Source organism: Corynebacterium auris (genome assembly GCF_030408575.1).
In the GTDB taxonomy this organism is placed as follows: Bacteria; Actinomycetota; Actinomycetes; order Mycobacteriales; family Mycobacteriaceae; genus Corynebacterium; species Corynebacterium auris.
Window position 1 is genome coordinate 264,667 of sequence record NZ_CP047047.1, and the last position, 26,324, is coordinate 290,990.

Here is a 26,324-nt window from a genome sequence, read left to right on the forward strand (position 1 = left end):
TTTGCTCGTTTTCGTGGTTGGCTAGATGGCTGATCGGCTGGCTGCCCGCCGACAGAAGCGAGGCAATCTCTTGGGATATCTTGCCAGAAGCCCGCGACATTGCAGTGCGAAGGGGGTAAAAACCCCCGCGCGGGGAATACAATTCCCCGCAGCCCCGCCACGGCGGCTGATACGCACGTATTCTGGGGGGCGTGAGTAACGAACATTTTGACGTTGTTGTCGTCGGCGCGGGCCCTGGTGGCTACGTCGCCGCTATCCGCGCTGCACAGCTGGGGAAGAAAGTCGCCGTTGTTGAGAAGAAGTACTGGGGCGGGGTGTGCCTGAACGTCGGCTGCATCCCGTCGAAGTCTCTGATCAAAAACGCCGAGGTTGCCAGCATCTTTAAGCATGACGCCAAGACCTTCGGCATCAAGGGGGAGGTGGAGTTCGACTACGCGGACGCCCACAAGCGCTCCCGGAAGGTCTCCGAGAAGATCGTCGGCGGCGTGCACTACCTGATGAAGAAGAACAAGATCACCGAGATCAACGGCCTGGGCTCCTTCAAGGACGCCAAGACCATCGAGATCACCGAGGGTGAGGACGAGGGTAAGACCGTCACCTTCGACAACTGCATCATCGCCACCGGCTCCGTGGTGCGCACGCTGCCGGGCATCGAGCTGTCGGACAATGTCGTGTCCTACGAGGAGCAGATCCTCAACCCCGAGGCTCCGAAGAAGATGGTCATCGTGGGCGCTGGCGCGATCGGCATGGAGTTCGCCTACGTGCTGGCCAACTACGGCGTTGAGGTCACCGTCGTCGAGTACATGGACCGCGTCCTGCCGAACGAGGACAAGGACGTGTCCAAGGAGATCGCCCGGGCGTACAAGAAGCTTGGCGTGAAGCTGCTGACGGGCCACGCCACCACCGCGGTGCGCGACAATGGCGACTCCGTCGAGGTGGACGTGCAGAAGAACGACTCCGACAAGACGGAGACGCTCACCGTCGACCGCGTCATGATTTCCGTCGGCTTCGCTCCGCGCACCGAGGGCTACGGCCTGGAAAACACCGGCGTGGAGCTCACCGAGCGCGGCGCCATCGCGATCGACGAGCGCATGCGCACCAACGTCGAGGGCATCTACGCCATCGGCGACGTCACGGCGAAGCTGCAGCTCGCCCACGTCGCCGAGACGCAGGGCATTATCGCCGCCGAGGTCATCGCGGGCGAGGAGACCCTGCTCATCGAGGACTACCTGATGACCCCGCGCGCCACCTTCTGCAACCCGCAGGTCGCCTCCATGGGCTACACCGAGGCTCAGGCCCGCGAGAAGTGGCCGGACCGCGAGATCAAGGTCTCCACCTTCCCCTACTCGGCCAACGGTAAGGCCGTCGGCCTCGCCGAGACCCAGGGCTTTGCCAAGCTCGTCGCCGACGCCGAGTTCGGCGAGATCCTCGGCGCCCACCTCGTCGGCGCGAACGTCTCCGAGCTTCTGCCCGAGATCACCCTGGCGCAGCGCTTCGACCTCACCGCCAGCGAGATCGCCCGCAACATCCACATCCACCCGACGCTGTCCGAGGCCCTCAAGGAGGTCGCACACGGCATCGAGGGCCACATGATCAACATGTAGGCATTGTGCTTGACGACGAAAGAAGGAGCTCACCGATCCGGTGAGCTCCTTCTGTGCGTTCGGGCGACGTTAGCTGCCGGAGACGGCGGCCGCGACGGCGTCGAGGCTGGTCTCGAGGAAGTCGTCGTTGAACTGCTCGGTCATGGGCAGCAGGCTGTCGTCGGCGATCTCGGAGCGGTCGTAGGTCAGGGCCACGCGGGTGTGGTCCGGGTCAACCGGCTCGAGCTCGTACAGCCACTTGGCGCCGACCGTCACGTCGGAGGTGATGTTCTCGAGGTTCTTCCAGCCGATGACCTTGTTTTCCTGGAAGGCGAAAACCTCGTTGCGGGTCTGGTAGTCGTCTCCGCCGTCCTTGGTCATGTTCATGGTGAAGATCTCGCCGACGCCCTTGATGCGCTCCGCCTGGTCGGCGGAGACGACCATGCCGGAGTTGTCGGTCTCCGGGTGGCGCTCGGGGTTGGAGAGAAGGTCGAAGATCTGGTCGGCGGGGGCGTCGATGACTCGGTTTACGGTGTTCTTTGTCTCAGTCATGGCGCCCAGTGTAGAGAAAAACGCATACGCCGGTGGGCTCTCTTAGTAGGGCGCGATGGAGGTGGTGTGGGGGTCGACCTGGATGCCGTGCTGGATGGAGGGGAAGGCGCGCTGCGGGCAGTGCTCGCGGGGGCAGACGCGGCAGCCGGCGCCGATGGGGGTGGCCTGAGAGACGTCGTGCAGCGGCAGGCCCCGTGCGTAAATGGTGCGGTCGGCGTGGCGGGTTTCGCAGCCGAGGCCGATGGCGAAGAGCTTTTCCGTCTCGTTGAACTGGAAGCGGTGGTGGCGCACCGCGCGTGCCACCCACAGGTAGGTGCGTCCGTCGGGCATCATGGCGTGCTGCCGCACGGATTCGCCGGGGCGGGCGAAGGACTCGTAGATTCCCCACAGGGGGCAGGTGCCCCCCGAGGTGGAGAAGTGGTAGCCGGTGGCGGACTGGCGCTTCGAGATGTTTCCCGCCCGGTCGACGCGGACGAAGGTGAAGGGCACGCCCCGCATGTTCGCGCGCTGGAGGGTGGACAGGCGGGAGGCGACCGTCTCGTAGCCCACGCCGAAGACGTGGCAGAGGTAGTCCACGTCGTAACCGTGGCGCTCCGACTCGGAGTGCATGAGGGTGTAGGGCAATAAGGTCGCGGCGGCGAAGTAGGAGGCGATGCCGCGCCGGGCAAGGTTCGCCGAGGTCTCGGTGGAAAAGGGTTCGGCGGCGACGTGGGCGTCGATAAGCGAACCTGCCTCGAGGTAGCCGAGCTCGGAAGCGATGCGGAAGGCGCGCTGGCCGGAGGACAATATGGGCGACAGGGACAACACGCCGCGGTCGATGTCGAGGCGGTGGAGCACCCCCTCCGTCGACGGGGTCGTGCTCACCTCGATGCCGTGCTCGCGCGAGATGCGGCGGGTGAGCTCGCGTTCGGTGGTGTGGATGCCGAAGCGCTCGACGCCGATCGCCTCGGCGAGGGACTCCGCCGCGTGGTCGAGGTCGTCCAGGTAGTTCTGGCGGGAGTAGAAGAAGTCGCGCACCTCGTCGTGCGGCATGGACAGGCTCTCGGCCGAGGAGACACGCGAGTCCGTGGCCAGGGTGAGCTTGTCGCGCGCGTTGCTGTAGCGGCGGTGCATCTCCACGACCGTGCGCGCGACAGACGGGTGGCGGTAGACCAGCTCCGAAAGCTCCTGCAGTTCGATCTGGGGGGTCCCCAGCTCCTGGTCTTCCACGACGTCCTTGAGCTCGGCGAGCAGCCGCGAGTCGTCGTCGCGGGAGAAGAACGTGGCGTCGACGCCGAAGGCCTCGGTGATCCGCTTGAGCACGGGAACCGTCAGCGGGCGCACGTCGTGCTCTATTTGGTTGACGTAGGAGGCGGAGAGCTCGAGGGCGGCCGCCAGCGAGGCCTGGCTCAGGTTGCGCTCGCGTCGCAGCTGCCGCAGCCGCGAACCCACGTAGGTCTTGGACATGGCTTTATCTAACCACCCCCGGGCGGGGCCGGCACGCAATGTGCGAAGGCGCCTGAAAAGTCTTCGCAGGCGCATCGCCACAGGCCACGGGGTTAGTCGAACCTAACAGACGAAAGATTGACACCCTTTGGGGTGGAGGAAGGGGCGGGGGCCATACGCGCCCGCACGTAGTGATTAAGGTCACACTTTGGGCTAAGCCGGGGGCACGCCGGGGACGAGTGCTCGGAAAACGCTGGGAGTGGCCTCGGGCGGCGCTGGGGGCGTGTGCCGCTGTCGGTGTTCGCGGCGCGCGGCAGGTGTTCGCCGGGCGCGGAGAAGTAGGTGAAGCTCGGCAGCATTTCGTAAGGTATGTACGACACTGGAGGTGCCATGACTGTTCAAAACGCAGAGCGTGACGCAGTTCGTCACGGAAAAATTACTGAAAAGCCGCTACGCGAGCAGCCGTCTTTCCCGACGTGGGCGATTAAGCTCACCATGGCCATTACGGGCTTGCTGTTCGGCCTGTTCGTCCTCGGCCACATGGTGGGCAACCTAAAGATCTTCATGCCGCTGCACAGCAACGGCGTCGCCCCCATCGACGAGTACGCCGAGTTCCTGCGCACTATGGGTGCGCCGCTGCTCCCGGAGGGCGTTCTCCTGTGGGTGATCCGCATCGTCCTGCTGGTCGCCCTGGTCCTGCACATTTACGGCGCGTTCGCGCTGCGTGCACGTTCCTCCCGCTCCCGCGGCAAGTTCAAGCGCACGGGCCTGATGGGCGGCTGGCAGTCCACAGCGACGCGCTCGATGATCATCACGGGCGTCATCCTGCTGCTGTTCATCATCTTCCACCTGCTCGACATGACCTTCGGCGAGGTCGTCGCCTCCGACGAGTTCGTCCACGGCGCGGTGCGCAACAACCTCATCGCCACGTTCGACCCGAGCCGCTGGTGGGTCGCCGTCGTCTACATCGTCGCCAACCTCGCGCTGCTGCTGCACCTGACCCACGGTATCTACCTCGCGGTCTCCGACCTCGGGTGGTTGGGCAAGCGCGGCCACGCGATCATGGTGATTCTCGCCTACATCCTCCCGGCGATTGTCGTGCTCGGCAACGTCGTCATGCCGATCGCGATCATGCTCGGCTGGGTCCCCAACTTCGAGCGGTAACGGCTGATTAGGAGAACATTCACATGACTACATCGATTAACCCGCAGGGCTCCGGCTCGGAGTCGCAGCAGGGGGCCCAGCAGGAGTCCCAGCAGCCCAAGGCCACCGAGGCGACCGCCGCCGGCGCCCCCCAGGCGTTCCGTCAGCCCGACTCCATCGTCCCCGGCGTCACCCCCGGTCTGATCCTCGACAACGCGGAGCCGAACCGCCACGAGGTCCGCATGAAGGACATGTGGGAGTACCAGAAGGACCACATGAACCTGGTCTCCCCGCTCAACCGCCGCAAGTTCACCGTCCTCGTGGTCGGCACCGGCCTGTCCGGCGGCGCAGCGGCTGCCGCGCTCGGCGAGCTGGGCTACAACGTCAAGGTCTTCACCTACCACGACGCGCCGCGCCGCGCGCACTCCATCGCCGCGCAGGGCGGCGTGAACTCCGCCCGCGGCAAGAAGGTGGACAACGACGGCGCGTACCGCCACGTCAAGGACACCGTCAAGGGCGGCGACTACCGCTGCCGCGAGTCGGACTGCTGGCGCCTGGCCGTCGAGTCCGTCCGCGTCATCGACCACATGAACGCCATCGGCGCCCCCTTCGCCCGCGAGTACGGCGGCACCCTGGCCACCCGCTCCTTCGGCGGCGTGCAGGTCTCGCGCACCTACTACACCCGCGGCCAAACGGGCCAGCAGCTGCAGCTGTCCACCGCCTCGGCGCTGCAGCGCCAGATCCACCTGGGCAACGTGGAGATCTTCACCCACCACGACCTGATGGACCTGATCATCACCGAGAAGGACGGCAAGAAGCACTGCAACGGCATTGTCACGCGCAACCTCATTAACGGTGAGATCGCGCCGTTCACCGGCCACGCCGTCATCCTCGCCACCGGCGGGTACGGCAACGTCTACCACAAGACGACTCTGGCGAAGAACTCCAACTCCTCCGCCATGATGCGCGCCTACGAGCGCGGCGCCTACCTCGCCTCGCCCTGCTTCATCCAGTTCCACCCGACCGGCCTGCCGGTCAACGCCAAGTGGCAGGCGAAGACCACGCTCATGTCCGAGTCGCTGCGTAACGACGGCCGAATCTGGACGCCGAAGGAAAAGGAAGACGACCGCGACCCGAACGAGATCCCCGAGGAAGAGCGCGACTACTTCCTCGAGCGCCGCTACCCGGCCTTCGGCAACCTCGTGCCCCGCGACGTCGCCTCGCGCGCGATTTCCCAGCAGCTCAACGCCGGCTACGGCGTGGGCCCGCTGCACAATTCCGCGTACCTCGACTTCACCGACGCCATCGAGCGCCTCGGCGAGGACACGATCCGCGAGCGCTACTCCAACCTCTTCGAGATGTACGAGGACTCCACCGGCGAGGACCCGTACAAGGCCCCGATGCGCATCGCGCCGACCGTGCACTTCACCATGGGCGGGCTGTGGACCGACTTCAACGAGATGACCTCGATCGACGGCCTCTTCGCCGCCGGGGAGTGCTCCTGGACCTACCACGGCGCCAACCGCCTCGGCGCGAACTCGCTGCTATCCGCCTCGGTGGACGGCTGGTTCACCCTGCCGTTCACCATCCCGAACTACCTGGCGGACCACCTCGGTGAGGCCGCCCCGGACGACGACTCGCCGGAGGCCCAGGAGGCCGTCCAGCGCGCCCAGGACATGATCGAGCGTCTCATGAGCGTCGCCGGCCCCGAGCCCCACGGCCCGGAGTACTTCCACGAGCAGCTCGGCGACATCCTCTACGAGCACTGCGGCGTGTCCCGCTCCGTCGAGGGCCTCCAGGAGGGCCTGCAGAAGATCCGCGCCCTGCGCGAGGACTTCTGGGCCAACATCTCCATCCCGGGCAGCGCGAACGACATGAACCAGACGCTCGAGGCCGCGATCCGCTTGGTGGACTACATCAACCTCGGCGAGCTCATGTGCGTCGACGCCCTCGACCGCGACGAGTCCTGCGGCGCCCACTACCGCCTCGACCACCTCACGGAGGACGGCGAGGCGCAGCGTGACGACGAAAACTGGTGCTTCGTCTCCGCCTGGGAGCCGGCCGGCGAGGGCGAGTTCATCCGCCACGCCGAGCCCCTGCACTTCGATTCGATCCCTCTGATGGCAAGGAACTACAAGTAATGAAACTGACACTTGAGATCTGGCGTCAGGCCGGACCCGATACTGAAGGTAGCTACGAGACGGTCCAGGTCGACGACGCCGTCGAGCAGATGTCGATCCTGGAGCTGCTCGACCACGTGAACAACAAGTACGTCGAGGAAGGCAAGGAGCCCTTTACCTTCGCCTCCGACTGCCGCGAAGGCATCTGCGGCACCTGCGGCGTCACCGTCAACGGCCGCCCGCACGGCGCCGGCGAGAACACCACCGCCTGCCTGCAGCGCCTGACGAACTACAAGGACGGCGACACCCTGCGTATCGAGCCGTTCCGCTCCGGGGCCTTCCCCGTGATCAAGGACCTCGCCGTCGACCGCTCCGCGCTCGACCGCGTGATGCAGCAGGGCGGCTACGTCTCCGTCGCCGCCGGCACCGCGCCCGACGCCGACACCCTGCACGTGAACCACCACGACGCCGAGCTCGCGCTCGACTACGCCGCCTGCATCGGCTGCGGCGCCTGTGTGGCGGCCTGCCCGAACGGCGCGGCGCACCTGTTCACCGGCGCGAAGCTGAAGCACCTCAAGCTCCTTCCGCTGGGCAAGCAGGAGCGCGGCAAGCGCGCCCGCCAGATGGTGGACGAGCTGGAGACCAACTTCGGCCACTGCTCCCTCTACGGCGAGTGCGCCGACGTGTGCCCGGCGGGTATCCCCTTGGACGCAGTCGGCGCGATCAACGCCGAGCGCGCCCGCGCGGCGTTCCGCGGCGGCGACGACTAATCCCCCCGGCGGCGCTCCCGGGTGCCATATACTGGGACAGAGATACCCCCTTTTGACGAGGCTTACGAAGGAAGCGAGCGACATGGCTAACTCCAACCAAACCGTGGCGGACATCCGCGAGGAGTCCTTCCCGGACTACGAGGCACGCATCGAGGACTCCTACATCGAGGGCTACGACCCGGTCTCGCTGGGCGCGCCCCACTCCTCGCTGCACACCCGCAAGCTGTGGGTCGGCATGGGCTTCATCCTCGCCGCGCTCTTCGGCATCGGCTTGTCCGTGTGGGGCGTCGGGCTCAACCTGTACGGCAACGGCACGCAGGACCAGATCGGCGACACCCTGCTCATTCTGGGGCTCGCCGAGGTGGCCATCACGCTCGTGCTTGGCTTCGGCCTTCTCTTCGCGGGCCGCAAGGGCTACCGGCAGTACCGGGAGCGCACCGGCCGCGTGAACTAGCGCGTCGCCCTCGCCTCGCCGACCAGGCCCCCGCCTTCGTGGCGGGGGCCTGCTTTAATCGGGTCATGTCTTCTCACGCTTTCGCGCTGCCCACCCCGGCGGACGAAGAGGCGCGCCGCACGACGCTGCGGCGCTACAAAATCTCCGTCACGAGCCTGCTGGGCGTCATGGCCGTCATCTTTCTCACCTGCTCCTGGCTGCAGTCGCGCGGCGACGCCGGGGCCTGGGTGGGCTATGTCCGCGCCGGGGCAGAGGCGGGCATGGTGGGCGGGTTGGCGGACTGGTTCGCCGTGACCGCCCTGTTTCGCCGCCCCATGGGCCTGCCCATCCCGCACACCGCGCTCATCCCCCGCAAAAAGGACCAGGTGGCCGGGGCGCTCAGCGAGTTCGTCAGCGAGAACTTCCTCAACGCCAACACCATCACGGCGAAGATTACCGAGGCTGACGTCCCCCGCCGCGTTGGTCAGTGGCTCACCGAGCCCGGCAACGCCGAGGCGGTCTCCGCCCGCGTCGGCGCCTTCATCGAGCGCGCGGTGAGAGGGATCGACCCGGCCGACGCGGAGCACCTCATCCAGACCCAGATCGTCGACCGCGCGGCGCGACCCGCGTGGGGCCCGCCGCTCGGCCGCGCGCTCGACGGCCTCATCGCGGACGGAAAGCTCGAGCCGCTTGTCGACGACACAGTGGCGTGGGGGCGTCGAAAAGTAAACGACATGGAGGACAGCATCATCTCGATGATCGACGAGCGGATGCCGCGCTGGGCCCCCCGCTTTGCCAAGGAGCTCGTCGGCGAGCGCGTCTACCGCGAGATGGTGAATTTCATGGCGGACGTCGACGAAGACCCCAACCACGAGGCCCGCCGGGCGATCCGCCGCCAGATCTCGCAGTTCGCCTACGACCTGCAGTACGACCCGGACATGATCCGGCGCGTCGAAGGCATCAAGGGCGACATCCTGGGTTCTGACGCGTTGGCCTCGGTGTCCGGCGGGTTGTGGGAGCAGGCCTCAAGCGCGCTCATCGAGGCGGCCGGCGACCCCGATTCGGCGCTGCGCAGAAAGATCACCGGTCTGTGCCGCGAGTGGGGCGGCAAGCTTGTCTCCGACCCCGATGTGCGCGCCGAGGCCGCCCGGAACCTGGAGCGGGCGACGCGCTTCGTGGCGGAAAACGGCGCCAGCGAGATCGTCGGCATCATCTCCGAAACCATCAAGCGCTGGGACGGTGAGGAAGCGAGCGAGAAGATCGAGCTGATGGTGGGTAAAGATCTGCAGTTCATCCGCATTAACGGCACGGTTGTTGGTGCGCTCGCGGGTGTGGCTATCTACACTTGCTACCAGATACTTTTCTTTTAGAGAACCTTTTCCAGCGATTTGAACGAAGGGACCCCACGATGGCCTCCGATTACACCCCCCACAACGACATCACCGGCAACTTTGACGAGGATGCCCCCGACGCGCCCAAGCCCGAGTTCCGCGGAGAGGCGGGCGAGGATAACGCGACCGAAACCAACGCGCCCGAGGCCGTCGAAACCGAGGAGAAATCCGGGGAGCGCGGCTCCCTGCTGGATAACCTGAAAAGCGCGGGCGAGGCCTGGCTGCTCGCGGGTTCCGCGCTGGGTAATGTGGCCAGCCACTTCGCCGACAAGTTCCGCGAGGACCGGGAGTCGGACGGCCCGCAGGGCGCCCACGCCAAGGAAGAGGCGGCGGAGGGCTTCGGCCAGCAGCTGAAGGCGGCGATCGACAACGCCCGGGAGGCCTTCAACTCCTCCGAGAACGACCGTGACTTCCGCGCCGCGGCCACCTCCTTCGCCTCGGACGCCGAGAACATTTTCCGCGACCTCACCGGCTCGCTGTCGCGGGCCAGCGACGCCACCGCGAACTCCCCGCAGACGGAGGACGCGAAGGACGCCCTGAAGGATGCCGTCTCTGAGGTGCGTGAGACCTTCAACCAGGCCGTCGCGGGCGTGCGCAACCGCGCGGAGGAATCCGACATCGACGCAGAGGGCACCATCAACGAGATGCGGACCCGCCTCGACGAGATCATCAACAAGGTGACCGACCAGTTCGATAGGGACGACACCGACAGCGATATTGTTGAGGGCGAGGTTGTCGACGACGACACCGACCAGCGCGCGGGCGAGTAGCCGACGCACAGTGAGAAAAAACGCCGAGAGAAAGAACGCAGTGTGATTGGGTTTGGCCCCCTCAGCACCGTTGAGCTGATCCTCCAGATCCCCGTGCTCGTGCGCGGGTTCCTCTTCCTGCTCGTCGGCCTGGCGGGCGTCGTCGGCGCCGCCATGGCTGCGACGACGCGCGATGACGCCTACGACGCCGCCGACAGGAAGAGCAAGTGGGTCTGGGTGGGCATCCTCGCCGGCTCCAGCGTGGTGTGCCTGCTGCAGATGCCGTTCATCGCCTGGTTCGGGGCCGTGGCCATCGGCGTCTACTACTTCGACGTCAGGCCGCAGCTGAACAACATCCTGCGCGGCAACTACGGCTGGTAGGCCCAGTGGACGACCTAGAGTGGCTGGCCACCCGGGCGGGCGTGAGTTTGCTGGGTGGCCAGCCGCCGTTTCGCGTTGATTCGGCTGCCCGCGCCGCGGGGGTGGTGGTGGAACCGACGCACGTCGCCGCGGCGGCCAAGCTCGGGGTGCCCGTCATCGCGGTGGTTGGCTGGCCCACCGGCCGCCACCACAGCGTGATCAAGGCGGCGGAGGCCAGGCTCGCCGCCGAAACCGGTGCGGAGGAAGTGTGGCTCGCAGTTGACGCCGCGCTAGCGGACGACTCGGCCGTGCTCGCCGACATCATCGCGGTGCGCCAGGCGGTGCCCGCGCCCACCCGCTTCGGCGTCATCCCCGGCGGCCATCCGGCGGCCGTCGACGCGGCACGCCGCGTGGGAGCGGACGCCCTCGCGGTCGAGGCGGGGCAGGTCGTTCCCGCGGCTGAGACACCCGTGGCCGTCTACGGGGGCCCCGGCGACACCGACGCGATCATCGCGGCCATGGAGGCCGGGGCGGAGAGGGTGTTCGCCGACCCGGCAGCGCCGTAGCCGGCCGGCACGCTACGTGCGTTCCTGCGCGGGGACAGCCGAGGGGAGATCCTGCAGGTCAACGTTTTCGCCCTCGGCGACGATGCGGAGCCCGCCTTCGACGACGGTGAACTCGCCGATGCGCAACGTACCGGCGTTGACGTCGCCCGTGCTTTCCTGCAGGGCGTTGGTCAGCCCCTCCGCGACGATGTCGGGCAGCTCGAAGCCGAATAGCTCGGTGGAGGCGGCCTCCAGCTGGAGCGTCCCGTCGACGGTGGTGGGGCGCAGGTCAACGGAGGCAGCCCGGCCGCTGAAATCAATGGTGAAGGTGCCCTCTGCGGGGTTGGACTCCACGCCGGAGACGGTGATGAGCTCCTGGAGGAGCGAGCCGCCGAAGGCGCCGTCGAGGCTTGAGGCGAGCTGCTCCTGCAGAAGCGAGCGCACGTAATCGTCGGGCAGCTCGGTGCTCACGGAAAAACTGTCCGCGACCTGGCGGTCCTCCTCGACGCGGAGGTTATCCAGGGAGATCGTCGCCGCGGGCTGGCCGGTGTAGGTGTCCCCGGAGGCGGCCAGCGTCGACGGGGTGGAGATGCTCACGTGGGGGATGGCACCGCGCAGCAGGCCGAAGGTGATGGGGCTGGAACCGAAGGACACGTCTGTGTCGCCTGCGGACATGGCGCCGGGGCTTTCGTCGGCCACGCCGGAACGGATCTGGTCAGCCATGAAGGCGCGCAGCCCGAACTCGGCGAGGAGAAGGATAATGAGGAGGGCGGCGAGGACGCCGACGGTGACTTTCCAGGCAGTCTTCATGCGCTTCATCTTACGGAGGGTGCGACGGCTGCCCAATCGATCGACAGCGTGCAGTCGCGAAGCTTGCGGCGCAGGGGGTGCAGCGGCCAGCCGGCGCGCCGGAGCGCGGCGTGGGCGTGGACCCAGCGCACGCGCGGGCCGTGGGGCGCCCACCCGGCGGCGTGCTCCCACGCGCTATCGGCCGCGGAAAGCAGGGCGTGGATCTTCTCACCGGGCACGTTGCGGTGGATGAGCGCCTTCGGCAGGCGTTCGGCGACGTCGGAGGGCGCGGTGACGTCGGCCGGGTCCCACGCGAGGTGGAGGGAGCGCGGCCCGGAGGCGTCGAGAAGCAGCCATGCGGCGCGGCGGCCGAGCTCGTCGCAGGTTCCCTCGATGAAGAAGCCACCGGGGGCGAGCCGGGAGCAGACGGCCCGCCACACGGCGGGGACGTCCGCGACGTCGTACTGGCGCAGCACGTTGAAGGCGCGCACGAGGTGCGGCCGGTAGCCGGCGAGCTCGAAGCCGCCGAGCTGGAAGCGCACCCCGTCGCGCGGTGCGAGCACGCGGGAAGGGTCGATCTCTAGGCCCACAACCTCGACGCCTGGGTTGATCTGCCGCAGCCAGCGGGCCCACTCGACGGTGGTGGTGTGCGAGCTGCCGTAGCCGACGTCGACGGCCAGCGGGCGCGGCACGGAGCGCAGGAGTGACTGGATGGCGGGGTTGTGCCGGGTCCACCGGTCCGAGCGGCGCAGCCGGTTGACGCCGGTGGTGCCCCGGGTGATCACGCCGAAGGGCCGACCACGCCCGGACTGCGCGCGCAGGTTATGGGCGTGATCGGCCATCGTGAAGCGCTAGAGGTTCTCGGAGATCCACTGCTCGGTGAGCTTGGCCTCGTTGCCGAAGATCTCCTCCAGGGCCTCGCTGACTTTCGGTTCGAGCGCCGAACCCATGAAGGGAATGCTCACCTTGGCCTCGTTGTCGTAGGCCAGGGTGGTGGTCTCGCCCTCGCCGGTAAGAGCAATGGTGCCGGAGAAGTCCACCGGGGTGCCCTTGACGTCGCCGGTGTAGGACAGCTCGGCGGAATCGCCGTCGAGGGAGCCGATCGTGACCACGCGCTTGAGCTTCAGGTCCTGGGAGATCATGGCCTGCGCCGCCTCGGGGAGGATGGACTGCGGGAGGATCTCGTAGAGGGTGGCGGTCTCGCCCGTGAAGTCGGCGAGCTGGCCGGGCTCCGGGGACAGCCTCTCGGCGATGAACTCCCAGTACTCCTTGGTGGTAAACGCCTGGTGAACCTTCTGCGCCGGGTGGTTGACCGTGACGCTGATTTCGCTGTGTGCAGTCATGCCCATCAGACTACCGTTGGTGCCGTGTTTGATTCATCATTTGCCTCCCTAACGACCCTTCGCGTCGGCGGCAGCCCGCGCGACCTCATCCGCTGCGGCAGCGCCGGGGAGCTCGCCGCCACCGTCGCGCGCCTCGACGCGGAGGGACAGCCGCTTCTTGTCGTGGGCGGGGGCTCGAACCTCCTCGTCGCAGAGGGCCAGCTCGATCTCGTGGCCGTCATCGCCGAGAACAAGGGCATCGAGCTTATCGACGCCCACACGCTCCGCGTCGGCGCAGGCACCGTGTGGGACGACGTCGTCGCCTTCGCCGTCGAGCGGGGCCTGGGCGGTATTGAGGCGCTCTCCGGCATCCCTGGCTCGGCGGGAGCCACCCCGGTGCAGAACGTCGGCGCCTACGGGGCGGAGATCTCCGAGGTGCTCACGCGCGTGCGCCTCTACGACCGCGAGACGGGGCGCGACGAGTGGGTGCCCGCCGCAGCACTAGAGCTGGCCTACCGCTACTCCAACCTGAAGTTCACCCAGCGCGCCGTCGTCCTCGAGGTCGAGCTGCGCCTGGAGGAGGCGGAGCTGTCGCGGCCGCTGCGCCACCTGGGCGGCGAGCGCCTACCCCTGGCGCAGGCGCGGGAGAACATCCTGGAGACGCGCCGGGCGAAGGGCATGGTGCTCGACGGGGCGGACCACGATACGTGGTCGGCTGGGTCGTTTTTCACCAACCCCGTTGTGGACGCCGCGCTGGCCGACGCCATCGAGGCGAAGGTCGGGGAGGCGGGCATGCCGCGCTTCGCCCAGCCCGACGGGCGAGAGAAGCTGTCAGCGGCGTGGCTCATCGAGCGCGCCGGGTTCCACCGCGGCTACCCCGGTGAGGCGGCGCCTGCGCGGTTAAGCACCAAGCACACCCTGGCGCTGACGAACCGCGGGGGAGCCACCGCCGACGACATCGTGGCTTTGGCCCGGGAGGTCCGTGGGGGCGTCGAGAAGCGATTCGGCGTGACCCTCGTGCCCGAGCCCGTCTGGGTCGGCGTGGCGATTGATTAGTCGGCCTCCTCCAGGCGCTTGATGAGCTCCGCCTGCACCTCGCGGCGGCGGATCTTGCCCAGCTGGTCGCGGGGCAGCTCCTCGAAGTGGTAGAAGGTGCGCGGCACCTTGTAGCGGGTCAGGCGCTCGCGGGCGTAGTCGCGCAGGTCCTCCGGCTGCAGGGGGGCGCCTTCGCCGAGGGTGACGCAGGCGACGACGTCCTCGGAGCCGTCCGAGCGGGGCCGACCCACCACGGCGACGTCGACGATGTCCGGGTGCTCGCGGATGACGTCCTCGACCTCCTGCGGGTAGACGTTGAAACCGCCGGTGATGATGAGCTCCTTGATGCGGGAGACGAGCCGGACGAAGCCGTCCTCGTCCATAAAGCCCATGTCGCCGGTGCGGAACCAGCCGTCGTGGAAGGCCTTCTCCGTGGCCTCGGGGTTGTTGAGGTAGCCGGAGAACACCTGGGGGCCGCGGGCGAGGATCTCGCCCTCCTCTCCCAGCGGGCGCTCCTCGTCCGGGTTGTCCGGGTCGACCACGCGGATTTCCGTGTCGGGGAAGGGGATGCCGACGTACCCGGGGCGGCGGTCGTCGCTCTGCGGGTTGCCGAGCAGGATCGGCGAGGTCTCGGTCAGGCCGTAGCCCTCGATCAGGTGCCCGCCGGTGATGGATTCCCACTGGTCAATGGCCGATTCGGGCAAGGAGGAGGCGCCGGAGAAGCCAATCTCGACGCGGGACATGTCGACGCCGGACTCCTTTGCCTCCTTGATGATGCGCTCGAAGAGAGTTGGCACACCCGGAACGAAGGAGGGGGTGCGCTTCTTGATCGCGCTCATGATGAGCTCCAGCCGCGGCGCCGGCAGCAGTACCACCTCGCTGCCGATGAGGAAGGTCAGCGTGAGGGAGAAGGTCAGGCCGTAGGCGTGGAAGAACGGCAGCGTTGCCAGCATGCGCTGGCCGGGCTCCTGCAGCTGGCGCACCCAGGCCACGCCCTGCCAGGCGTTGGCGTGCAGGTTGGAGTGGGTCAGCTGCGCGCCCTTCGGCTTGCCGGTCGTGCCGGAGGTGTAGAGGATCAGCGCGGGGTCCTCGGGGCGCAGGGTGTCCGGGTAGGTGATGTCGCGGCCGTCGCCGCCGATGGCCGAGCCCGTCAGGTCCTCCCACGGCACGGCGTTGGACGCCGGCCCCGTGAGCTGCTCGCGCAGGGTGCGCACTTTCTTCACCGGCAGCCGCAGCGCGAACTGCTGCAGCCGCGGCATCGCCTTGGTCATGTCCACGCTGACCACGATCTCGAGGTCGGTGTCCGAGCGCAGCTTCTCCGCCGTGTCGGCCGCCTTGTCCCACACGATGGCCACGCGCGCGCCGTGGTCCTGGAACTGCGGGCGCAGCTCAGAGGCGGTGTAGAGCGGGTTGTGCTCGACGACGACGGCGCCGAGCAGCTGCACGGCCATGAACGCGGCCACGTGCTGCGGGCAGTTCGGCAACATGATGGCCACGCGGTCGCCGGGGCGCACGCCGAAGGCCTTCAGGCCCGCCGCGGCGCGACGCACCTCCTCGTCGAGCTCGGCGTAGGTCTGCGACCGGCCAAAGAACCAGGTCGCCGGCCTGTGCGCGTTCATGGCGAGGTTTTCCTCGTACATCTGCGGCAGCGTCGTGGTGCCGTATTCGAGGGTGTGCGCCGTCCACTCGGGGTAGTACTTTAACCAGGGCTTTTTTTCTAAAGCAGACATGTGTCCCCAGTATAGGTAAGCCTTGGTTTTGGTGCGCTATTGTTTTCAGCTCTGGGCGGTCCCTTCCTCGATCATGGTGAGGAGGGTTTTTTGAACGGCCTTGCGGCGGATCTTGCCGGTCTGGTCGCGCTCCAGGGTGTCGAAGTAGTAGAAGGTGCGGGGGACTTTGTAGGGGGTCAGGTGTGTACGGGCGTAGTCCGCGAGCGCGTCGGGGTCAAGCGGAGCGCCCTCGTGGAGGGTGACGCAGGCAACGACGTCCTCGGAGCCGTCGGGCCGGGGCCGCCCGACGATGGCGACGTCGTCGATGTCGGGGTGCTGTTTGAGGACTTGCTCGACTTCGTCGGGGTAAACGTTGAAGCCGCCCGTGATGATCATTTCTTTAATGCGGGCGACGAGGCGGATGAACCCGTCTGGTTCCATGATGGCCATGTCGCCGGTGCGGAACCACCCGTCGTGGAAGGCTTTTTCGTTGGCCTCGGGTTTGTTGAGGTAGCCGGAGAACACCTGGGGGCCGCGGGCGAGGAGTTCGCCGGGTTCGCCGTCGGGCATGGTTTCTGCCGGGGTGTCGGGGTTGGCGATGCGGATGTCGGTGTGCGGGTAGGGCACGCCGACGTAGCCGGGGCGGTGCTTGCCGTTCATCGGATTGGCGGTCAGGATCGGTGCGGTCTCCGTGAGGCCGTAGCCCTCCACCAGGCGCCCGCCGGTGACGCTCTCCCACAGCTCGAGGGTGGTGGTGGGAAGCGTGGCCGCGCCGGAGAAGGCGTTGCGGATGGAGGACAGGTCCTTGTTGTTGTCGGTGGCCCAGGCGGCGATGCGCTCGTAGAGGGTGGGCACGCCGGGCAACATCGTGGGCTTCGTCTTCTCGATGGCGGGGTACATCAGCTCCGGTTTCGGCGCCGCCACCAACACGATTTGGGCGGCGCTGGAGATGGCCAGAGAGAAGTTGAGCATGAGGCCGTAGACGTGGAAGAGGGGGAGGACGGCGAGGACCTTTTCGTCGTGCTCGCCCCAGTCTTTGAGCCATTCGAGTCCGGTGACCAGGCTTGCGTTGAGGTTGCCGTGGGTGAGAGGTGCGCCTTTGGGTTCTCCGGTGGTGCCGGAGGTGTAGAGGATGAAGGCTGTGTCGTCTTGGGTGACGGTGGCAGGCGGTGGCGCGGGGTGCGTGGCGAGGAGGTCGCTGAAGGCGGTGGTGCCGGGAGCGGGGGAGGTGAGCTCTTTGCGTTTTGCGCGGGCGGTGCCGAGGGGCAGTTTCAGCAGGGTGCGCAGGTGCCAGGGCATCGCGTCGGTCATGTTGACGGAGATGATGGTGCTGAGCTGGGTGGCTTCGGCGAGCTCGCGGTAGACGGGGGCTGCTTTGTCCCAGACGATGGCTATCTCGGCGCCGTGGTCGAGGATCTGGCTCTTCAGTTCGTAGGCGGTGTAGAGGGGGTTGTGTTCGACGACAGCGGCGCCGAGCGAGTGGATGGCGAGGATGGAGACGACGTGCTGGGGGCAGTTGGGCAGGGCAACGACGACGCGGTGGCCTTTGCTGACGCCGAGCTCGGCGAGCGCGCTGGCGATGCTGCGGACCTGCTGGTCGAGTTGGATGTAGGTCAGTTCCGCGCCCATGAACCAGGTTGCCTTGTTGTTGGGGTGGGTGGCTACCGCTTCGTTGTAGCGCGAGACGAGGGTGTGGTTTCCCAGCTCGGGTGTGGGGTTGGTCCATTCGGCGTAGTGGTGCAGCCAGGCTTTGTCTTCGTACGCTCCCATGTCGATCGACCCTTTCTCTTCCGACGCTGTAGCGCCTCCGATGATTAGCAAGTACAAGCTAAGTAGGTAGAGAGTATACGGCTGGCGCCGGCGCGCAGGAGGTGTTTTTGCGCGTAATCTGGGCGGGGTGAAGCTTTTAGTTATCGAAGGGGACATCACCACCCAAGAGGTCGACGCCGTGGTGAACGCGGCCAACCACACGCTGCTCGGAGGCGGCGGGGTCGACGGGGCAATACACCGCGCGGGAGGCCCGGACATCGTGCAGGAGTGCCGCCGGGTGCGCGACGAGCAGTGGCCGGGCGGGCTGCCCACCGGCGAAGCCGTTGCCACCGGGGCTGGGCAGCTGCCGGCGCGGTGGGTTATCCACACGGTGGGTCCGGTTTGGGCCAAGACCAAGGACAAGTCCGGGCAGCTCGCCTCCTGCTACCGGCGCAGCATGGAGGTTGCCGAGGACCTCGGCGCGGCCTCGGTCGCCTTTCCCCTCATCTCCGCTGGTGTGTACGGCTGGCCGGTGCCGGACGCCGCGCGCATCGCGGTGGAGACGGTGCGCGCCTACGGCGAGGAGCACCCCACCACAGCCATCGCGGAGGTCCGGTTCGTGGCCTTCGGCGACGCCGCGCGCGAGGCGCTGGAAGGGGCGCTCGGGGAATAGGGCGGGGGCAGATTCCCGCGAAGAAACCGCAGGTTGGGTTCGCCGCCGGGTGAGCGCAGCCGCCTAGGACTTCTCGCCGACGGTGGTGTCGTCCCCGCTGTCGAGCATGCCCACGAGGGTCTGCTGCACCTCGCGGCGGCGGATCTTGCCCGTCATGTCCCGGGCGAGGTCCTCGAAGTGGTAGAAGGTGCGCGGCACCTTGTACGCGGTGAGGCGCTCGCGGGCGTACTCGCGCAGGGTGTCGGACTGGATGACCGCGCCCTCGCGGAGGGTGACGCAGGCGACGACGTCCTCGGAGCCGTCGGAACGCGGCCGGCCCACGACTGCGATGTCCTCGATGTCCTCGTGCTGCTTCATCACCTGCTCGACCTCGTCGGGGTAGACGTTGAAGCCGCCGGTGATGATCATCTCCTTGATGCGGGAGACGAGGCGGATGTAGCCGTCTTCCTCCATGATCCCCATATCACCGGTGCGGAACCAGCCGTCGTGGAAGGCGTTCTCGGTGGCCTCGGGCTTGTTCAGGTAGCCCTTGAACACCTGCGGGCCGCGGACGAGCAGCTCGCCGGGCTCGCCGTCGGGCATGGTCTCGTCCAGGTTGTCCGGGTTGCCGATGCGGACCTCGGTGTTGGGGAAGGGGATGCCGATGTAGCCGGGGCGGTGGTTGCCGTCCATCGGGTTGGCGGTGACGATCGGGGAGGTCTCGGTGAGGCCGTAGCCCTCGACGAGCACGCCGCCGGTGATGGACTCCCACTTCTCGATGGTCGAGGCCGGCAGGGTGGACGCGCCGGAGAAGGAGTTGCGGATGGAGGGGTAGCGCTTGTCCTTGGCGATGGCGCCCTCGGCGATCTTCTCGTAGAGGGTGGGCACGCCGGGGAAGAAGGTCGGCGGGTTATTCTTCAGCGCCATGGCGATGAGCCGAGGCTCCGGCGCGGGCACGAGGATCAGTTCCGCGCCGATGCCGAGCGCGAGGCCCAGGTTGAGCGCCAGGCCGTAGACGTGGAAGAGCGGCAGGACCGTCATGATCTTCTCGCGGTCTTTGCCCAGGTCCTTGACCCAGTGCAGCCCGCCCTTGAGCACGGCGTTGAGGTTGCCGTGCGTCAGCTGCGCGCCCTTGGGCGGGCCGGTGGTGCCCGAGGTGTAGAGGATAAGGACGGTGTCGTCCTGCTTGATGTCCTCCGCGGGCTGGAACTGCTTGTCAATGAGGGCGGTCTGCCACGGCATAGTGGCGGGCGCGGGCGCGGAGAGCTTGTCCCGCATGTCCTTGAGCGGTCCTACCGGGATTTTCAGGGCGAGGCGGTAGGGCAGGGGCATCGCCTCGATCATGTTGACCGAGATGATGGTCGACAGCGGCGCCTGCGCGCGGATCGTGGAGACCATCTCCGCCGCCTTGTCCCAGACGATCGCGACCTTCGCGCCGTGGTCCTGGAACTGTGGCAGCAGCTCGGCGGCGGTGTAGAGCGGGTTGTGCTCGACGATGGTGGCGCCGAGGCGCATGACAGCGATGAACGCGATGACGTGCTGCGGGCAGTTGGGCAGCAGGATGGCCACGCGGTCGCCCTTCTTCACGCCCATTTCCTGCAGGCCGGCGGCGAGCTTGAGCACCTGCTCGTTGAGGTCCGCGTACGTCATCGTCTGCCCGAAGAACCAGGTTGCGACGCGGTTCGAGTGCTTCGCGAGGTTGCGCTCGTAGATGTCCACGAGCGTGTCCGAGTCGAGCTCGATGTCGTGGGGTGTCCAGCGCGCGTAGTGCTGCAGCCAGGCCTTTTCTTCGAAAGCGCCCATTGAGGGTATCTCCTTATTGCTTATCGACGTCCGATTGGTGCTTAGTATAGATAAATCAATCGTGCCGTGTGTCACATATCGGTGGAAGTCGTGAGCGGAGATACAAAACCCTGATTGCTCCGCTTGCGCGCGCCGCCGGATCGTGTAAGAACAGTGGTTATCCGCGCCGCAGCGGCGCGAGAAAACGAGGGGGATAAGCTGTGAGCATTCACATGCCTGCGCACGGCGCGCAGGAGGAGGGGACGGGCCTCGACCTCGATAACACCATCGTGGTCAACCCGGTCAAGGCGGCCCCGGCGCGGGGATGGCGGCGCGTGGTCCATTCCGTGTCGGGGGGAAGGCTGAACCCGGGGGCGTCGATAAGCGAAGTGCGCGAAGGGCAGCTGGCGGAGGCGATTCGCGCGCCGCTGCGGGGCGACTACCGCATCGCGGTGATGTCGCTGAAAGGCGGGGTGGGCAAGACGACGACCACGGTCGCCCTCGGCGGCGTCTTCGCTGCGGAGCGCGGGGACCGCGTCATCGCTATCGACGCCAACCCGGACCTGGGGACCCTGGCGCAGCGCGCCGCGGTCGCCGCCCCGGCGACGATCCGGGACCTGCTGAGCGCGCCGGACACCTCCCGCTACCCGCAGGTGCGTGCCTTCACCCACCAGGCCACCTCCCGGCTGGAGGTGGTCGGCTCGGAGCGCGACCCCGCCGTGAGCGTGGCGTTCAGCGAAGCGGACTACCGGCGCGCGGTGGACATCCTGCAGCACCACTACAACATCATCCTCACGGACTGCGGCACCGGGCTCATGCACTCGGCGATGGCGGGCGTGCTCGACCTAGCGAACACCCTGGTGCTGGTGACCTCGCCGGCCCTCGACGGCGCGCAGTCGGCCTCCGCGACCCTCGACTGGCTCAACCTGCACGGCTACGACCAGCTGGCCGCCAATGCCGTCGTGGTGGTCTCGGCTTCTGCCCCGGGCAAGCCGAGCATCGACATGGAGCGGCTGACCGGGCACTTCGCGGCGCGGACGAGGGCGGTGCACACCATTCCCTACGACAGGCACCTGGCCGAAGGCGCCGTGGTGGACCTGGGCAGGCTGGGGGCCGCGACGCGGCGCGCCTACCGCGAGCTGGCGGCCACCGTCGCGGCGGACTTCTCTTCCTGGCACCGTCACGCGGCCTGGTAGGCGAGCCGTAAAGTGGTGCGCATGCGCGTCGCCATGATCTCCATGCACACCTCCCCGCTCGAGCAGCCGGGCGCGGGTGACGCCGGCGGCATGAACGTCTACGTCCTCAACGTGGCGCGCGAGCTGGCGCGCCGCGGCGTCGCCGTCGACGTGTTCACCCGCGCCTCGCGGCCCAGCCTGGGCGAGGTCGTGGAGGTGACCGAGAACCTGCGGGTGATCAACATCGTTGCCGGGCCCTACGAGGGCCTGAGCAAGGAGGAGCTGCCCACCCAGCTCGCCGCCTTCGCGGGGGGAATCGTGCAGTTCACGCGGCACCACGGTCTGAGCTACGACCTGATCCACTCCCACTACTGGCTCTCCGGCCAGGTCGGCTGGCTGCTCGCCGACCTGGCGCGCGTGCCCCTGGTGCATACCGGGCACACGTGGGCGGCGGTGAAAAACGCCGCCGGCACGCCCGATGCCGCCGCAGAGGGGGAGGCGCGCCGGATCTGCGAGCAGCAGCTGGTGGACAACGCCGACACGCTCGTGGTCAACACCGACAACGAAAGCCGCGAGCTGGCCAGCCACTACGACGTCGCAACCTCGTGCATCCGGGTGGTCACGCCCGGGGCGGACACCGCCCTGTTCACGCCGGGCACGAACCGCAACACCGAACTGGCGCGGCGCCACCTGGGCCTGCCGCTGCACGCCAAGGTCATCGCTTTTGTTGGCCGGCTGCAGAAATTCAAGGGCCCGCAGGTGCTCATCCGCGCCGTCGGCGAGCTCGTGCGGCGCGAGCCCGAGCTTGAGGTGCGGGTGGTGCTGTGCGGTGGGGCGTCGGGAAGCGAGGCGAGCGTGGCGCAGTACCGCGACCTGGCCCGCGAGGAGGGGCTGGGGGCGCGGGTGCGCTTCCTCGGCCCCCGCCCGCCCGAGGAGCTGGTCAGCGTGTACCAGGCGGCCGACGTCGTGGCCGTGCCCAGCTACAACGAGTCCTTCGGCCTCGTGGCCGTCGAGGCCCAGGCGACCGGCACCCCGGTCGTTGCCGCGCGCGTCGGGGGACTGCCGCTCGCCGTCGCCGACGGCCGCACGGGTGTCCTCGTGGGCAGCCACGACCCGGGGGAATGGGCCACGGCGCTGGGCGACATCCTGCGCGACGACCCGCGCCGGGTCGCGATGGGCCGCAACGCCGTCGCGCACGCGGCGGGGTTCAGCTGGGCGGCGGCGGCCCAGAAGCTGGAGGAGGTCTACCGCGACACCCTTAGCTCCTTCGCGCCGGATACCCACGAGCGCGCCGCCTTCGGCAGTTAACGGCGCAGGCAGGCGCCGTTCGTGGCATGCTAGACGCCATGGCACAACCACAACACGGAAAGCTAATCCTGGTCCGACACGGGCAGAGCGAGTGGAACAAGTCCAACCAATTCACCGGCTGGGTTGACGTCGACCTGACCGAGCAGGGTGAGCAGGAGGCCGTCAACGCCGGGCGGCTGCTGGTGCAGGAGGGCGTCTTGCCCGACGTCCTTTTCACCTCCCTTCTGCGCCGCGCGATCCGCACCGCGAACATCGCGCTCGACGCGGCGGACCGGCACTGGATTCCGGTGCAGCGCAGCTGGCGCCTCAACGAGCGCCACTACGGCAAGCTGCAGGGGCTGAACAAGGCCGAGATCCGCGAGGAGTTCGGCGAGGAGCAGTTCATGACGTGGCGGCGCTCCTACGACACGCCGCCGCCGGAGATCGACGCGGACAACGAGTACGCGCAGACGGGCGACGCCCGCTACGCCTTCCTGCCGCGCGTGCCGCGCACCGAGTGCCTGAAAGATGTGGTGGAGCGCTTTTTGCCCTACTACGTCGACGTCATCCTCCCCGAGGTCCTCGAGGGTAAGAACGTCATGGTGGCTGCGCACGGAAACTCCCTGCGCGCCCTGGTCAAGTACCTCGACGGCATTTCGGACGAGGACATCGCCGGGCTGAACATCCCCACCGGCATGCCGCTGGTCTACGAGATCGACTCCGCCGGTACCGTCCTCAACCCCGGCGGGACCTACCTCGACCCGGAGGCCGCGGCGGCCGGCGCCGCGGCGGTGGCGAACCAGGGCAACCAGCAGCACTAACGAGCTGTATGGTTGTAGGCCTGGAAAAGTAGCCGGAAAAGTAACCGGAAAGGCAGGCAGTGTCACCCGTCCTTGCGTTCGTTCTCGGCGTGATGGTGAGCGCCGTGGTGGTGCTCACCGTTGTCGGCGCGCGCCGCTGGGGCGGGGAAGGCGCCTCGGCCGCGGATGCCGGCGAGGCAAAGGTGTCCACCCTCAGCGAGGTGCTGCACCTGAGCATGCAGGGCTCGCCCACTGGCGTGGCGGTGATCAACCGAGCCGGGCGCGTGATCCTGTCGAACTCGCGTGCACACGACATGACGCTCGTCCACGACCGCACCGTCAACCCGGTGGTGTGGAAGGAAGCGGAGAAGGTCTTCGGGGACCAGGAGGACCGCGAGCTGGAGTTGGTGCTGCCGCAGCGCCCCACGGCCAACCGGATCCGCAACGTGCGCGCCCTGGTAAAGCCGCTGACCCTCAGCGAGAACACCTTCGTCGTGGCCTACGGCTCCGACGAGTCCGAAAACGTGCGCATGGAGTCGGCGCGGCGCGACTTCGTGGCCAACGTCTCGCACGAGCTGAAAACCCCGGTCGGGGGGATCTCGCTGCTCGCCGAGGCCCTGCTGCAGGACCCCACGGACCCCGAGATGGTCGACTACTTCGGTACGAAGCTGCTCAAGGAATCCCAGCGCATGGGCGAGATGATCACGGACCTGATCGCCCTGTCGAAGCTGCAGGGCGCCGAGGCACTGCCGGATATGACGCTCGTGCGCGTCGACGAGATCATCGACGCCGCGATCCAGCGCAACAAGATCACGGCCGAAAACCGTGAGATCGAGCTGACCCGCGGCGCGCCCACCGGGCTGTTTGTCGCCGGGGATAAGGCGCTGCTCACCGCCGCGGTATCGAACCTGGTGTCCAACGCGATCAACTACTCGCCAAACGGGCAGCCGGTGAGCATCACGCAGAAGGTGGTGCGCGACAACGTCGTGCTCATCCGCGTCACCGACCGGGGCATCGGCATCGCGCCGGAGGACCAGAAGCGCGTGTTCGAGCGCTTCTACCGCGTGGACAAGGCCCGCTCGCGCTCCACCGGGGGCACGGGGCTCGGGCTGGCCATCGTGAAGCATGTGGTGATCAACCACGGGGGTAATATCAAGTTGTGGTCTAGGCCCCGGACGGGCTCGACGTTCACGATAGAGCTGCCTTTGTACACGCCGGAGGAGCTCGTGGCGGAGGCCGAACGGGAGGACGAGGAGCCCAGCTCCGCCATCCGCAGGACCGTGACCCGGGTTGCGAGCCGTCGAAAGGAAAAGGAAGAGCAGTGACGAACATCCTTATCGTCGAAGACGAAGAATCCCTGGCCGACCCGCTGGCCTACTTGCTGCGCAAGGAGGGCTTTGAGACGACAGTGGTGGGCGACGGCCCGACGGCCCTCGAGGAGTTCGAGAAGACGAGCGTCGACCTCGTCCTTCTCGACCTCATGCTGCCGGGCATGAGCGGCACCGAGGTGTGTCGCCGCCTGCGCGCGACCTCCTCCGTCCCGATCATCATGGTCACCGCGCGCGACACCGAGATTGACAAGGTCGTCGGCCTCGAGCTCGGCGCCGACGACTACGTCACCAAACCCTATTCCACCCGCGAGCTCGTCGCGCGCATCCGCGCGGTGCTGCGCCGCGGCGCGGACAGCGAGGGCGAGGACTACGAAGACGCGCAGATCGTCGAGGTGGGCCGCGTCAAGATGGACGTCGAAAGGCACACAGTGCTTGTCGACGGCCAACCGGTGCCCATGCCCCTGAAAGAGTTCGACCTGCTCGAATACCTCATGCGCAACGCCGGGCGCGTGCTCACCCGCGGCCAGCTCATCGACAGGATCTGGGGCGCCAACTACGTCGGCGACACCAAGACCCTCGACGTGCACGTCAAGCGCCTGCGCACGAAGATCGAGGTCGAGCCCTCGCGGCCGACGCAGCTTGTCACCGTGCGCGGCCTGGGCTACAAGTTCGAGGCCTAATCGCCCGCGGCCCGCGTGGCGGGGTGCACCGAGCGGGCCGCCGCCGGGCCTGTCGCGCGGGCCTCGCAGTGCGCCGCGAGCACCTCGTAGGGTTTCTCCCCGATCAGGGCGATGAGTTCGTCCTTCATTGACTTCCACACCGGGGTACCCGCCCCGGCGCCGGGGGTGTGGCAGGCGGGGGCGGAGGTGCACCACCAGTCGAAGTCCTCGCCGCCTCCTCCCCACTGGCGGCGGTCGTACTCGCCGATGGTGGTGCGCAGGATCTCGGCGCCGTCGGAACGCTCCTCCCAGGCGTCCTCGCGCGAAAAGGGGACCTGCCAGCAGACCTCGGGTTTGGACCCGACGATGTTGCGCCCCTCGGCTAGGGCCCACTGGTGCAGGGCGCAGCCCGGTCCGGTCTCGGCGTCGGCGCGGTTGGCGAAGATGCAGGCGCCGTCGACGACCTTCGTCTTCAGGTGCGGGCCGTCCTCGTCGGGGTCGGCGTCGGCGCTGTCCCCAGCACTCTCCTCGTCGTCGAAGACGAGCCACGGCTCCAGCACTACCGGGTCCGCGGCGGCGAGGTAGGAGTCGACGTCGGCGGGGCGCAGTTGCCAGTATTTCGCGGGCATCTCGGCGACGGCGTTGTAGAGGTCGTCGCGGTCGGATTCGTCCGCCAGGTAGGCGCCATGGATGCAGCAGCCGACGACGGGGAAGGACTCGTCGATGCCCCGGCACTCCGGGGTGCCGAAGCGGCACGACCAGGTCGATTCGGCCCAGGTCAGGTCGATGGAGAAGTAGTGGGTGGGGTCGTCGGGGTGGACGAACTCAAACCAGTCGCGCGGGAAGTCGGGGGTGATTTCCCGGCCCGCGAGGATCGATTTTCCGGCGGGGGAGGAGGCGGGAAATCCGAGCAGCACGGGGGCGGAGGATGGTTGATTCACACTTGAGTACGGTAGACCCACT

25 protein-coding genes are annotated in these 26,324 nt (G+C 67.6%); 16 read left to right on the plus strand and 9 right to left on the minus strand.

What is annotated here, in order from left to right:
• Positions 1-191: 191 nt before the first annotated feature.
• Positions 192-1,604: a dihydrolipoyl dehydrogenase gene (lpdA, locus tag CAURIS_RS01325; protein ID WP_290342434.1), complete on the plus strand. Its 1,413-nt coding sequence runs from the start codon at positions 192-194 to the stop codon at positions 1,602-1,604.
• 69 nt (positions 1,605-1,673) lie between these two features.
• Here lpdA and CAURIS_RS01330 read toward each other — a convergent pair whose 3' ends face one another.
• Together CAURIS_RS01330 and ramB are read right to left on the minus strand one after the other, a co-directional pair.
• Positions 1,674-2,135 (minus strand): SRPBCC family protein, encoded by a 462-nt coding sequence (locus CAURIS_RS01330; RefSeq protein ID WP_290342435.1) that lies wholly within the window; start codon positions 2,133-2,135, stop codon positions 1,674-1,676.
• 42 nt (positions 2,136-2,177) lie between these two features.
• A complete protein-coding gene (ramB, locus tag CAURIS_RS01335) occupies positions 2,178-3,581 on the minus strand; it encodes an acetate metabolism transcriptional regulator RamB (RefSeq protein ID WP_290342436.1) in 1,404 nt (467 codons plus the stop codon).
• 369 nt (positions 3,582-3,950) lie between these two features.
• On the opposite strand from ramB, the gene CAURIS_RS01340 reads away from it, so the two are divergent.
• The 8 genes from CAURIS_RS01340 to CAURIS_RS01375 all read left to right on the plus strand — a co-directional run bounded on the left by CAURIS_RS01340 (position 3,951) and on the right by CAURIS_RS01375 (position 11,092).
• Entirely contained in the window at positions 3,951-4,724 is a 774-nt protein-coding gene (locus CAURIS_RS01340; RefSeq protein ID WP_290342437.1) for a succinate dehydrogenase cytochrome b subunit, read from the plus strand.
• A gap of 23 nt (positions 4,725-4,747) precedes the next feature.
• The gene (locus tag CAURIS_RS01345) at positions 4,748-6,844 is read left to right on the plus strand and encodes a fumarate reductase/succinate dehydrogenase flavoprotein subunit (RefSeq protein WP_290342438.1); all 2,097 of its coding nucleotides are present in this window, start codon (positions 4,748-4,750) and stop codon (positions 6,842-6,844) included.
• Positions 6,844-7,593 carry a succinate dehydrogenase/fumarate reductase iron-sulfur subunit gene (locus CAURIS_RS01350; protein WP_290342439.1) on the plus strand — a complete coding sequence of 250 codons (750 nt, stop codon included), beginning with the start codon at positions 6,844-6,846 and terminating at the stop codon, positions 7,591-7,593. The genes CAURIS_RS01345 and CAURIS_RS01350 overlap by 1 nt, the downstream gene beginning before the upstream one ends.
• 82 nt (positions 7,594-7,675) lie before the next feature.
• The gene (locus CAURIS_RS01355) at positions 7,676-8,047 is read left to right on the plus strand and encodes a hypothetical protein (RefSeq protein ID WP_290342440.1); all 372 of its coding nucleotides are present in this window, start codon (positions 7,676-7,678) and stop codon (positions 8,045-8,047) included.
• Positions 8,048-8,112: 65 nt separating this feature from the next.
• On the plus strand, positions 8,113-9,396 hold the full coding sequence (locus tag CAURIS_RS01360; RefSeq protein ID WP_290342441.1) for a DUF445 domain-containing protein: 1,284 nt from the start codon (positions 8,113-8,115) through the stop codon (positions 9,394-9,396).
• A gap of 38 nt (positions 9,397-9,434) precedes the next feature.
• Positions 9,435-10,187, plus strand: a complete 753-nt coding sequence (locus CAURIS_RS01365; RefSeq protein ID WP_290342442.1) for a CGLAU_01105 family protein — start codon at positions 9,435-9,437, stop codon at positions 10,185-10,187.
• A 42-nt stretch (positions 10,188-10,229) separates the two neighbouring features.
• The gene (locus CAURIS_RS01370; RefSeq protein ID WP_435384014.1) at positions 10,230-10,547 is read left to right on the plus strand and encodes a DUF2516 family protein; all 318 of its coding nucleotides are present in this window, start codon (positions 10,230-10,232) and stop codon (positions 10,545-10,547) included.
• A 5-nt stretch (positions 10,548-10,552) separates the two neighbouring features.
• A complete protein-coding gene (locus CAURIS_RS01375; RefSeq protein WP_290342443.1) occupies positions 10,553-11,092 on the plus strand; it encodes a deoxyribose-phosphate aldolase in 540 nt (179 codons plus the stop codon).
• 12 nt (positions 11,093-11,104) lie between these two features.
• Here the strand turns inward: CAURIS_RS01375 and CAURIS_RS01380 are convergent, their stop codons facing one another.
• Genes CAURIS_RS01380 through CAURIS_RS01390 form a run of 3 tightly spaced genes read right to left on the minus strand, consistent with a single transcriptional unit; the run spans position 11,105 to position 13,203 of the window.
• A complete protein-coding gene (locus CAURIS_RS01380) occupies positions 11,105-11,881 on the minus strand; it encodes an LmeA family phospholipid-binding protein (RefSeq protein ID WP_290342444.1) in 777 nt (258 codons plus the stop codon).
• Positions 11,882-11,886: 5 nt separating this feature from the next.
• Positions 11,887-12,702 (minus strand): class I SAM-dependent methyltransferase, encoded by an 816-nt coding sequence (locus tag CAURIS_RS01385; RefSeq protein ID WP_290342445.1) that lies wholly within the window; start codon positions 12,700-12,702, stop codon positions 11,887-11,889.
• Between the two features lie 9 nt (positions 12,703-12,711).
• Positions 12,712-13,203 carry a DUF2505 domain-containing protein gene (locus CAURIS_RS01390; RefSeq protein ID WP_290342446.1) on the minus strand — a complete coding sequence of 164 codons (492 nt, stop codon included), beginning with the start codon at positions 13,201-13,203 and terminating at the stop codon, positions 12,712-12,714.
• Positions 13,204-13,227: 24 nt separating this feature from the next.
• Between CAURIS_RS01390 and CAURIS_RS01395 the strand changes: the two genes are divergently transcribed.
• A complete protein-coding gene (locus tag CAURIS_RS01395; protein ID WP_290342447.1) occupies positions 13,228-14,238 on the plus strand; it encodes a UDP-N-acetylmuramate dehydrogenase in 1,011 nt (336 codons plus the stop codon).
• On the opposite strand, the gene CAURIS_RS01400 is transcribed toward CAURIS_RS01395, so the two are convergent.
• Both CAURIS_RS01400 and CAURIS_RS01405 read right to left on the minus strand, forming a co-directional pair.
• Complete coding sequence (locus tag CAURIS_RS01400) at positions 14,235-15,947, minus strand: long-chain-fatty-acid--CoA ligase (protein WP_290342448.1); 1,713 nt, start codon at positions 15,945-15,947, stop codon at positions 14,235-14,237. The two genes, CAURIS_RS01395 and CAURIS_RS01400, sit on opposite strands and share 4 nt — an antisense overlap.
• A gap of 45 nt (positions 15,948-15,992) precedes the next feature.
• Entirely contained in the window at positions 15,993-17,696 is a 1,704-nt protein-coding gene (locus CAURIS_RS01405) for a long-chain-fatty-acid--CoA ligase (RefSeq protein WP_290342449.1), read from the minus strand.
• A 127-nt stretch (positions 17,697-17,823) separates the two neighbouring features.
• Here CAURIS_RS01405 and CAURIS_RS01410 point away from each other — a divergent pair, with 127 nt between their 5' ends.
• The gene (locus tag CAURIS_RS01410) at positions 17,824-18,348 is read left to right on the plus strand and encodes an O-acetyl-ADP-ribose deacetylase (protein ID WP_290342450.1); all 525 of its coding nucleotides are present in this window, start codon (positions 17,824-17,826) and stop codon (positions 18,346-18,348) included.
• 63 nt (positions 18,349-18,411) lie between these two features.
• On the opposite strand, the gene CAURIS_RS01415 is transcribed toward CAURIS_RS01410, so the two are convergent.
• The gene (locus CAURIS_RS01415) at positions 18,412-20,130 is read right to left on the minus strand and encodes a long-chain-fatty-acid--CoA ligase (protein WP_290342452.1); all 1,719 of its coding nucleotides are present in this window, start codon (positions 20,128-20,130) and stop codon (positions 18,412-18,414) included.
• Positions 20,131-20,342: 212 nt separating this feature from the next.
• Here CAURIS_RS01415 and CAURIS_RS01420 point away from each other — a divergent pair, with 212 nt between their 5' ends.
• From CAURIS_RS01420 to CAURIS_RS01440, 5 genes are read left to right on the plus strand one after another with little or no spacing between them, the layout of a single operon-like run.
• Positions 20,343-21,305 carry a MinD/ParA family ATP-binding protein gene (locus tag CAURIS_RS01420; protein ID WP_290343275.1) on the plus strand — a complete coding sequence of 321 codons (963 nt, stop codon included), beginning with the start codon at positions 20,343-20,345 and terminating at the stop codon, positions 21,303-21,305.
• 21 nt (positions 21,306-21,326) lie between these two features.
• A complete protein-coding gene (gene mshA, locus CAURIS_RS01425; RefSeq protein ID WP_290342453.1) occupies positions 21,327-22,592 on the plus strand; it encodes a D-inositol-3-phosphate glycosyltransferase in 1,266 nt (421 codons plus the stop codon).
• A 38-nt stretch (positions 22,593-22,630) separates the two neighbouring features.
• The gene (locus CAURIS_RS01430; RefSeq protein ID WP_290342454.1) at positions 22,631-23,392 is read left to right on the plus strand and encodes a phosphoglyceromutase; all 762 of its coding nucleotides are present in this window, start codon (positions 22,631-22,633) and stop codon (positions 23,390-23,392) included.
• 59 nt (positions 23,393-23,451) lie between these two features.
• Positions 23,452-24,696 (plus strand): sensor histidine kinase, encoded by a 1,245-nt coding sequence (locus CAURIS_RS01435; protein ID WP_290342455.1) that lies wholly within the window; start codon positions 23,452-23,454, stop codon positions 24,694-24,696.
• Positions 24,693-25,382 (plus strand): response regulator, encoded by a 690-nt coding sequence (locus CAURIS_RS01440; RefSeq protein WP_290342456.1) that lies wholly within the window; start codon positions 24,693-24,695, stop codon positions 25,380-25,382. Before CAURIS_RS01435 ends, CAURIS_RS01440 begins: the two co-directional genes overlap by 4 nt.
• Here CAURIS_RS01440 and CAURIS_RS01445 read toward each other — a convergent pair.
• Positions 25,379-26,302 carry a DUF3109 family protein gene (locus CAURIS_RS01445; RefSeq protein WP_290342457.1) on the minus strand — a complete coding sequence of 308 codons (924 nt, stop codon included), beginning with the start codon at positions 26,300-26,302 and terminating at the stop codon, positions 25,379-25,381. The genes CAURIS_RS01440 and CAURIS_RS01445 overlap by 4 nt on opposite strands.
• Positions 26,303-26,324 lie beyond the last annotated feature (22 nt).

Excerpts from the sequence above, each read along its gene's own strand:
- mshA (WP_290342453.1), top strand. The coding sequence starts at position 21,327 with ATGCGCGTCGCCATGATCTCCATGCACACCTCCCCGCTCGAGCAGCCG.
- CAURIS_RS01340 (WP_290342437.1), top strand. The coding sequence starts at position 3,951 with ATGACTGTTCAAAACGCAGAGCGTGACGCAGTTCGTCACGGAAAAATT.
- CAURIS_RS01380 (WP_290342444.1), bottom strand. The coding sequence starts at position 11,881 with ATGAAGACTGCCTGGAAAGTCACCGTCGGCGTCCTCGCCGCCCTCCTC.
- CAURIS_RS01430 (WP_290342454.1), top strand. The coding sequence starts at position 22,631 with ATGGCACAACCACAACACGGAAAGCTAATCCTGGTCCGACACGGGCAG.
- CAURIS_RS01390 (WP_290342446.1), bottom strand. The coding sequence starts at position 13,203 with ATGACTGCACACAGCGAAATCAGCGTCACGGTCAACCACCCGGCGCAG.
- CAURIS_RS01345 (WP_290342438.1), top strand. The coding sequence starts at position 4,748 with ATGACTACATCGATTAACCCGCAGGGCTCCGGCTCGGAGTCGCAGCAG.
- CAURIS_RS01330 (WP_290342435.1), bottom strand. The coding sequence starts at position 2,135 with ATGACTGAGACAAAGAACACCGTAAACCGAGTCATCGACGCCCCCGCC.
- CAURIS_RS01420 (WP_290343275.1), top strand. The coding sequence starts at position 20,343 with ATGCCTGCGCACGGCGCGCAGGAGGAGGGGACGGGCCTCGACCTCGAT.
- CAURIS_RS01400 (WP_290342448.1), bottom strand. The coding sequence starts at position 15,947 with ATGTCTGCTTTAGAAAAAAAGCCCTGGTTAAAGTACTACCCCGAGTGG.
- CAURIS_RS01385 (WP_290342445.1), bottom strand. The coding sequence starts at position 12,702 with ATGGCCGATCACGCCCATAACCTGCGCGCGCAGTCCGGGCGTGGTCGG.
- CAURIS_RS01365 (WP_290342442.1), top strand. The coding sequence starts at position 9,435 with ATGGCCTCCGATTACACCCCCCACAACGACATCACCGGCAACTTTGAC.
- ramB (WP_290342436.1), bottom strand. The coding sequence starts at position 3,581 with ATGTCCAAGACCTACGTGGGTTCGCGGCTGCGGCAGCTGCGACGCGAG.
- CAURIS_RS01350 (WP_290342439.1), top strand. The coding sequence starts at position 6,844 with ATGAAACTGACACTTGAGATCTGGCGTCAGGCCGGACCCGATACTGAA.
- CAURIS_RS01355 (WP_290342440.1), top strand. The coding sequence starts at position 7,676 with ATGGCTAACTCCAACCAAACCGTGGCGGACATCCGCGAGGAGTCCTTC.
- CAURIS_RS01360 (WP_290342441.1), top strand. The coding sequence starts at position 8,113 with ATGTCTTCTCACGCTTTCGCGCTGCCCACCCCGGCGGACGAAGAGGCG.
- CAURIS_RS01415 (WP_290342452.1), bottom strand. The coding sequence starts at position 20,130 with ATGGGCGCTTTCGAAGAAAAGGCCTGGCTGCAGCACTACGCGCGCTGG.
- CAURIS_RS01405 (WP_290342449.1), bottom strand. The coding sequence starts at position 17,696 with ATGGGAGCGTACGAAGACAAAGCCTGGCTGCACCACTACGCCGAATGG.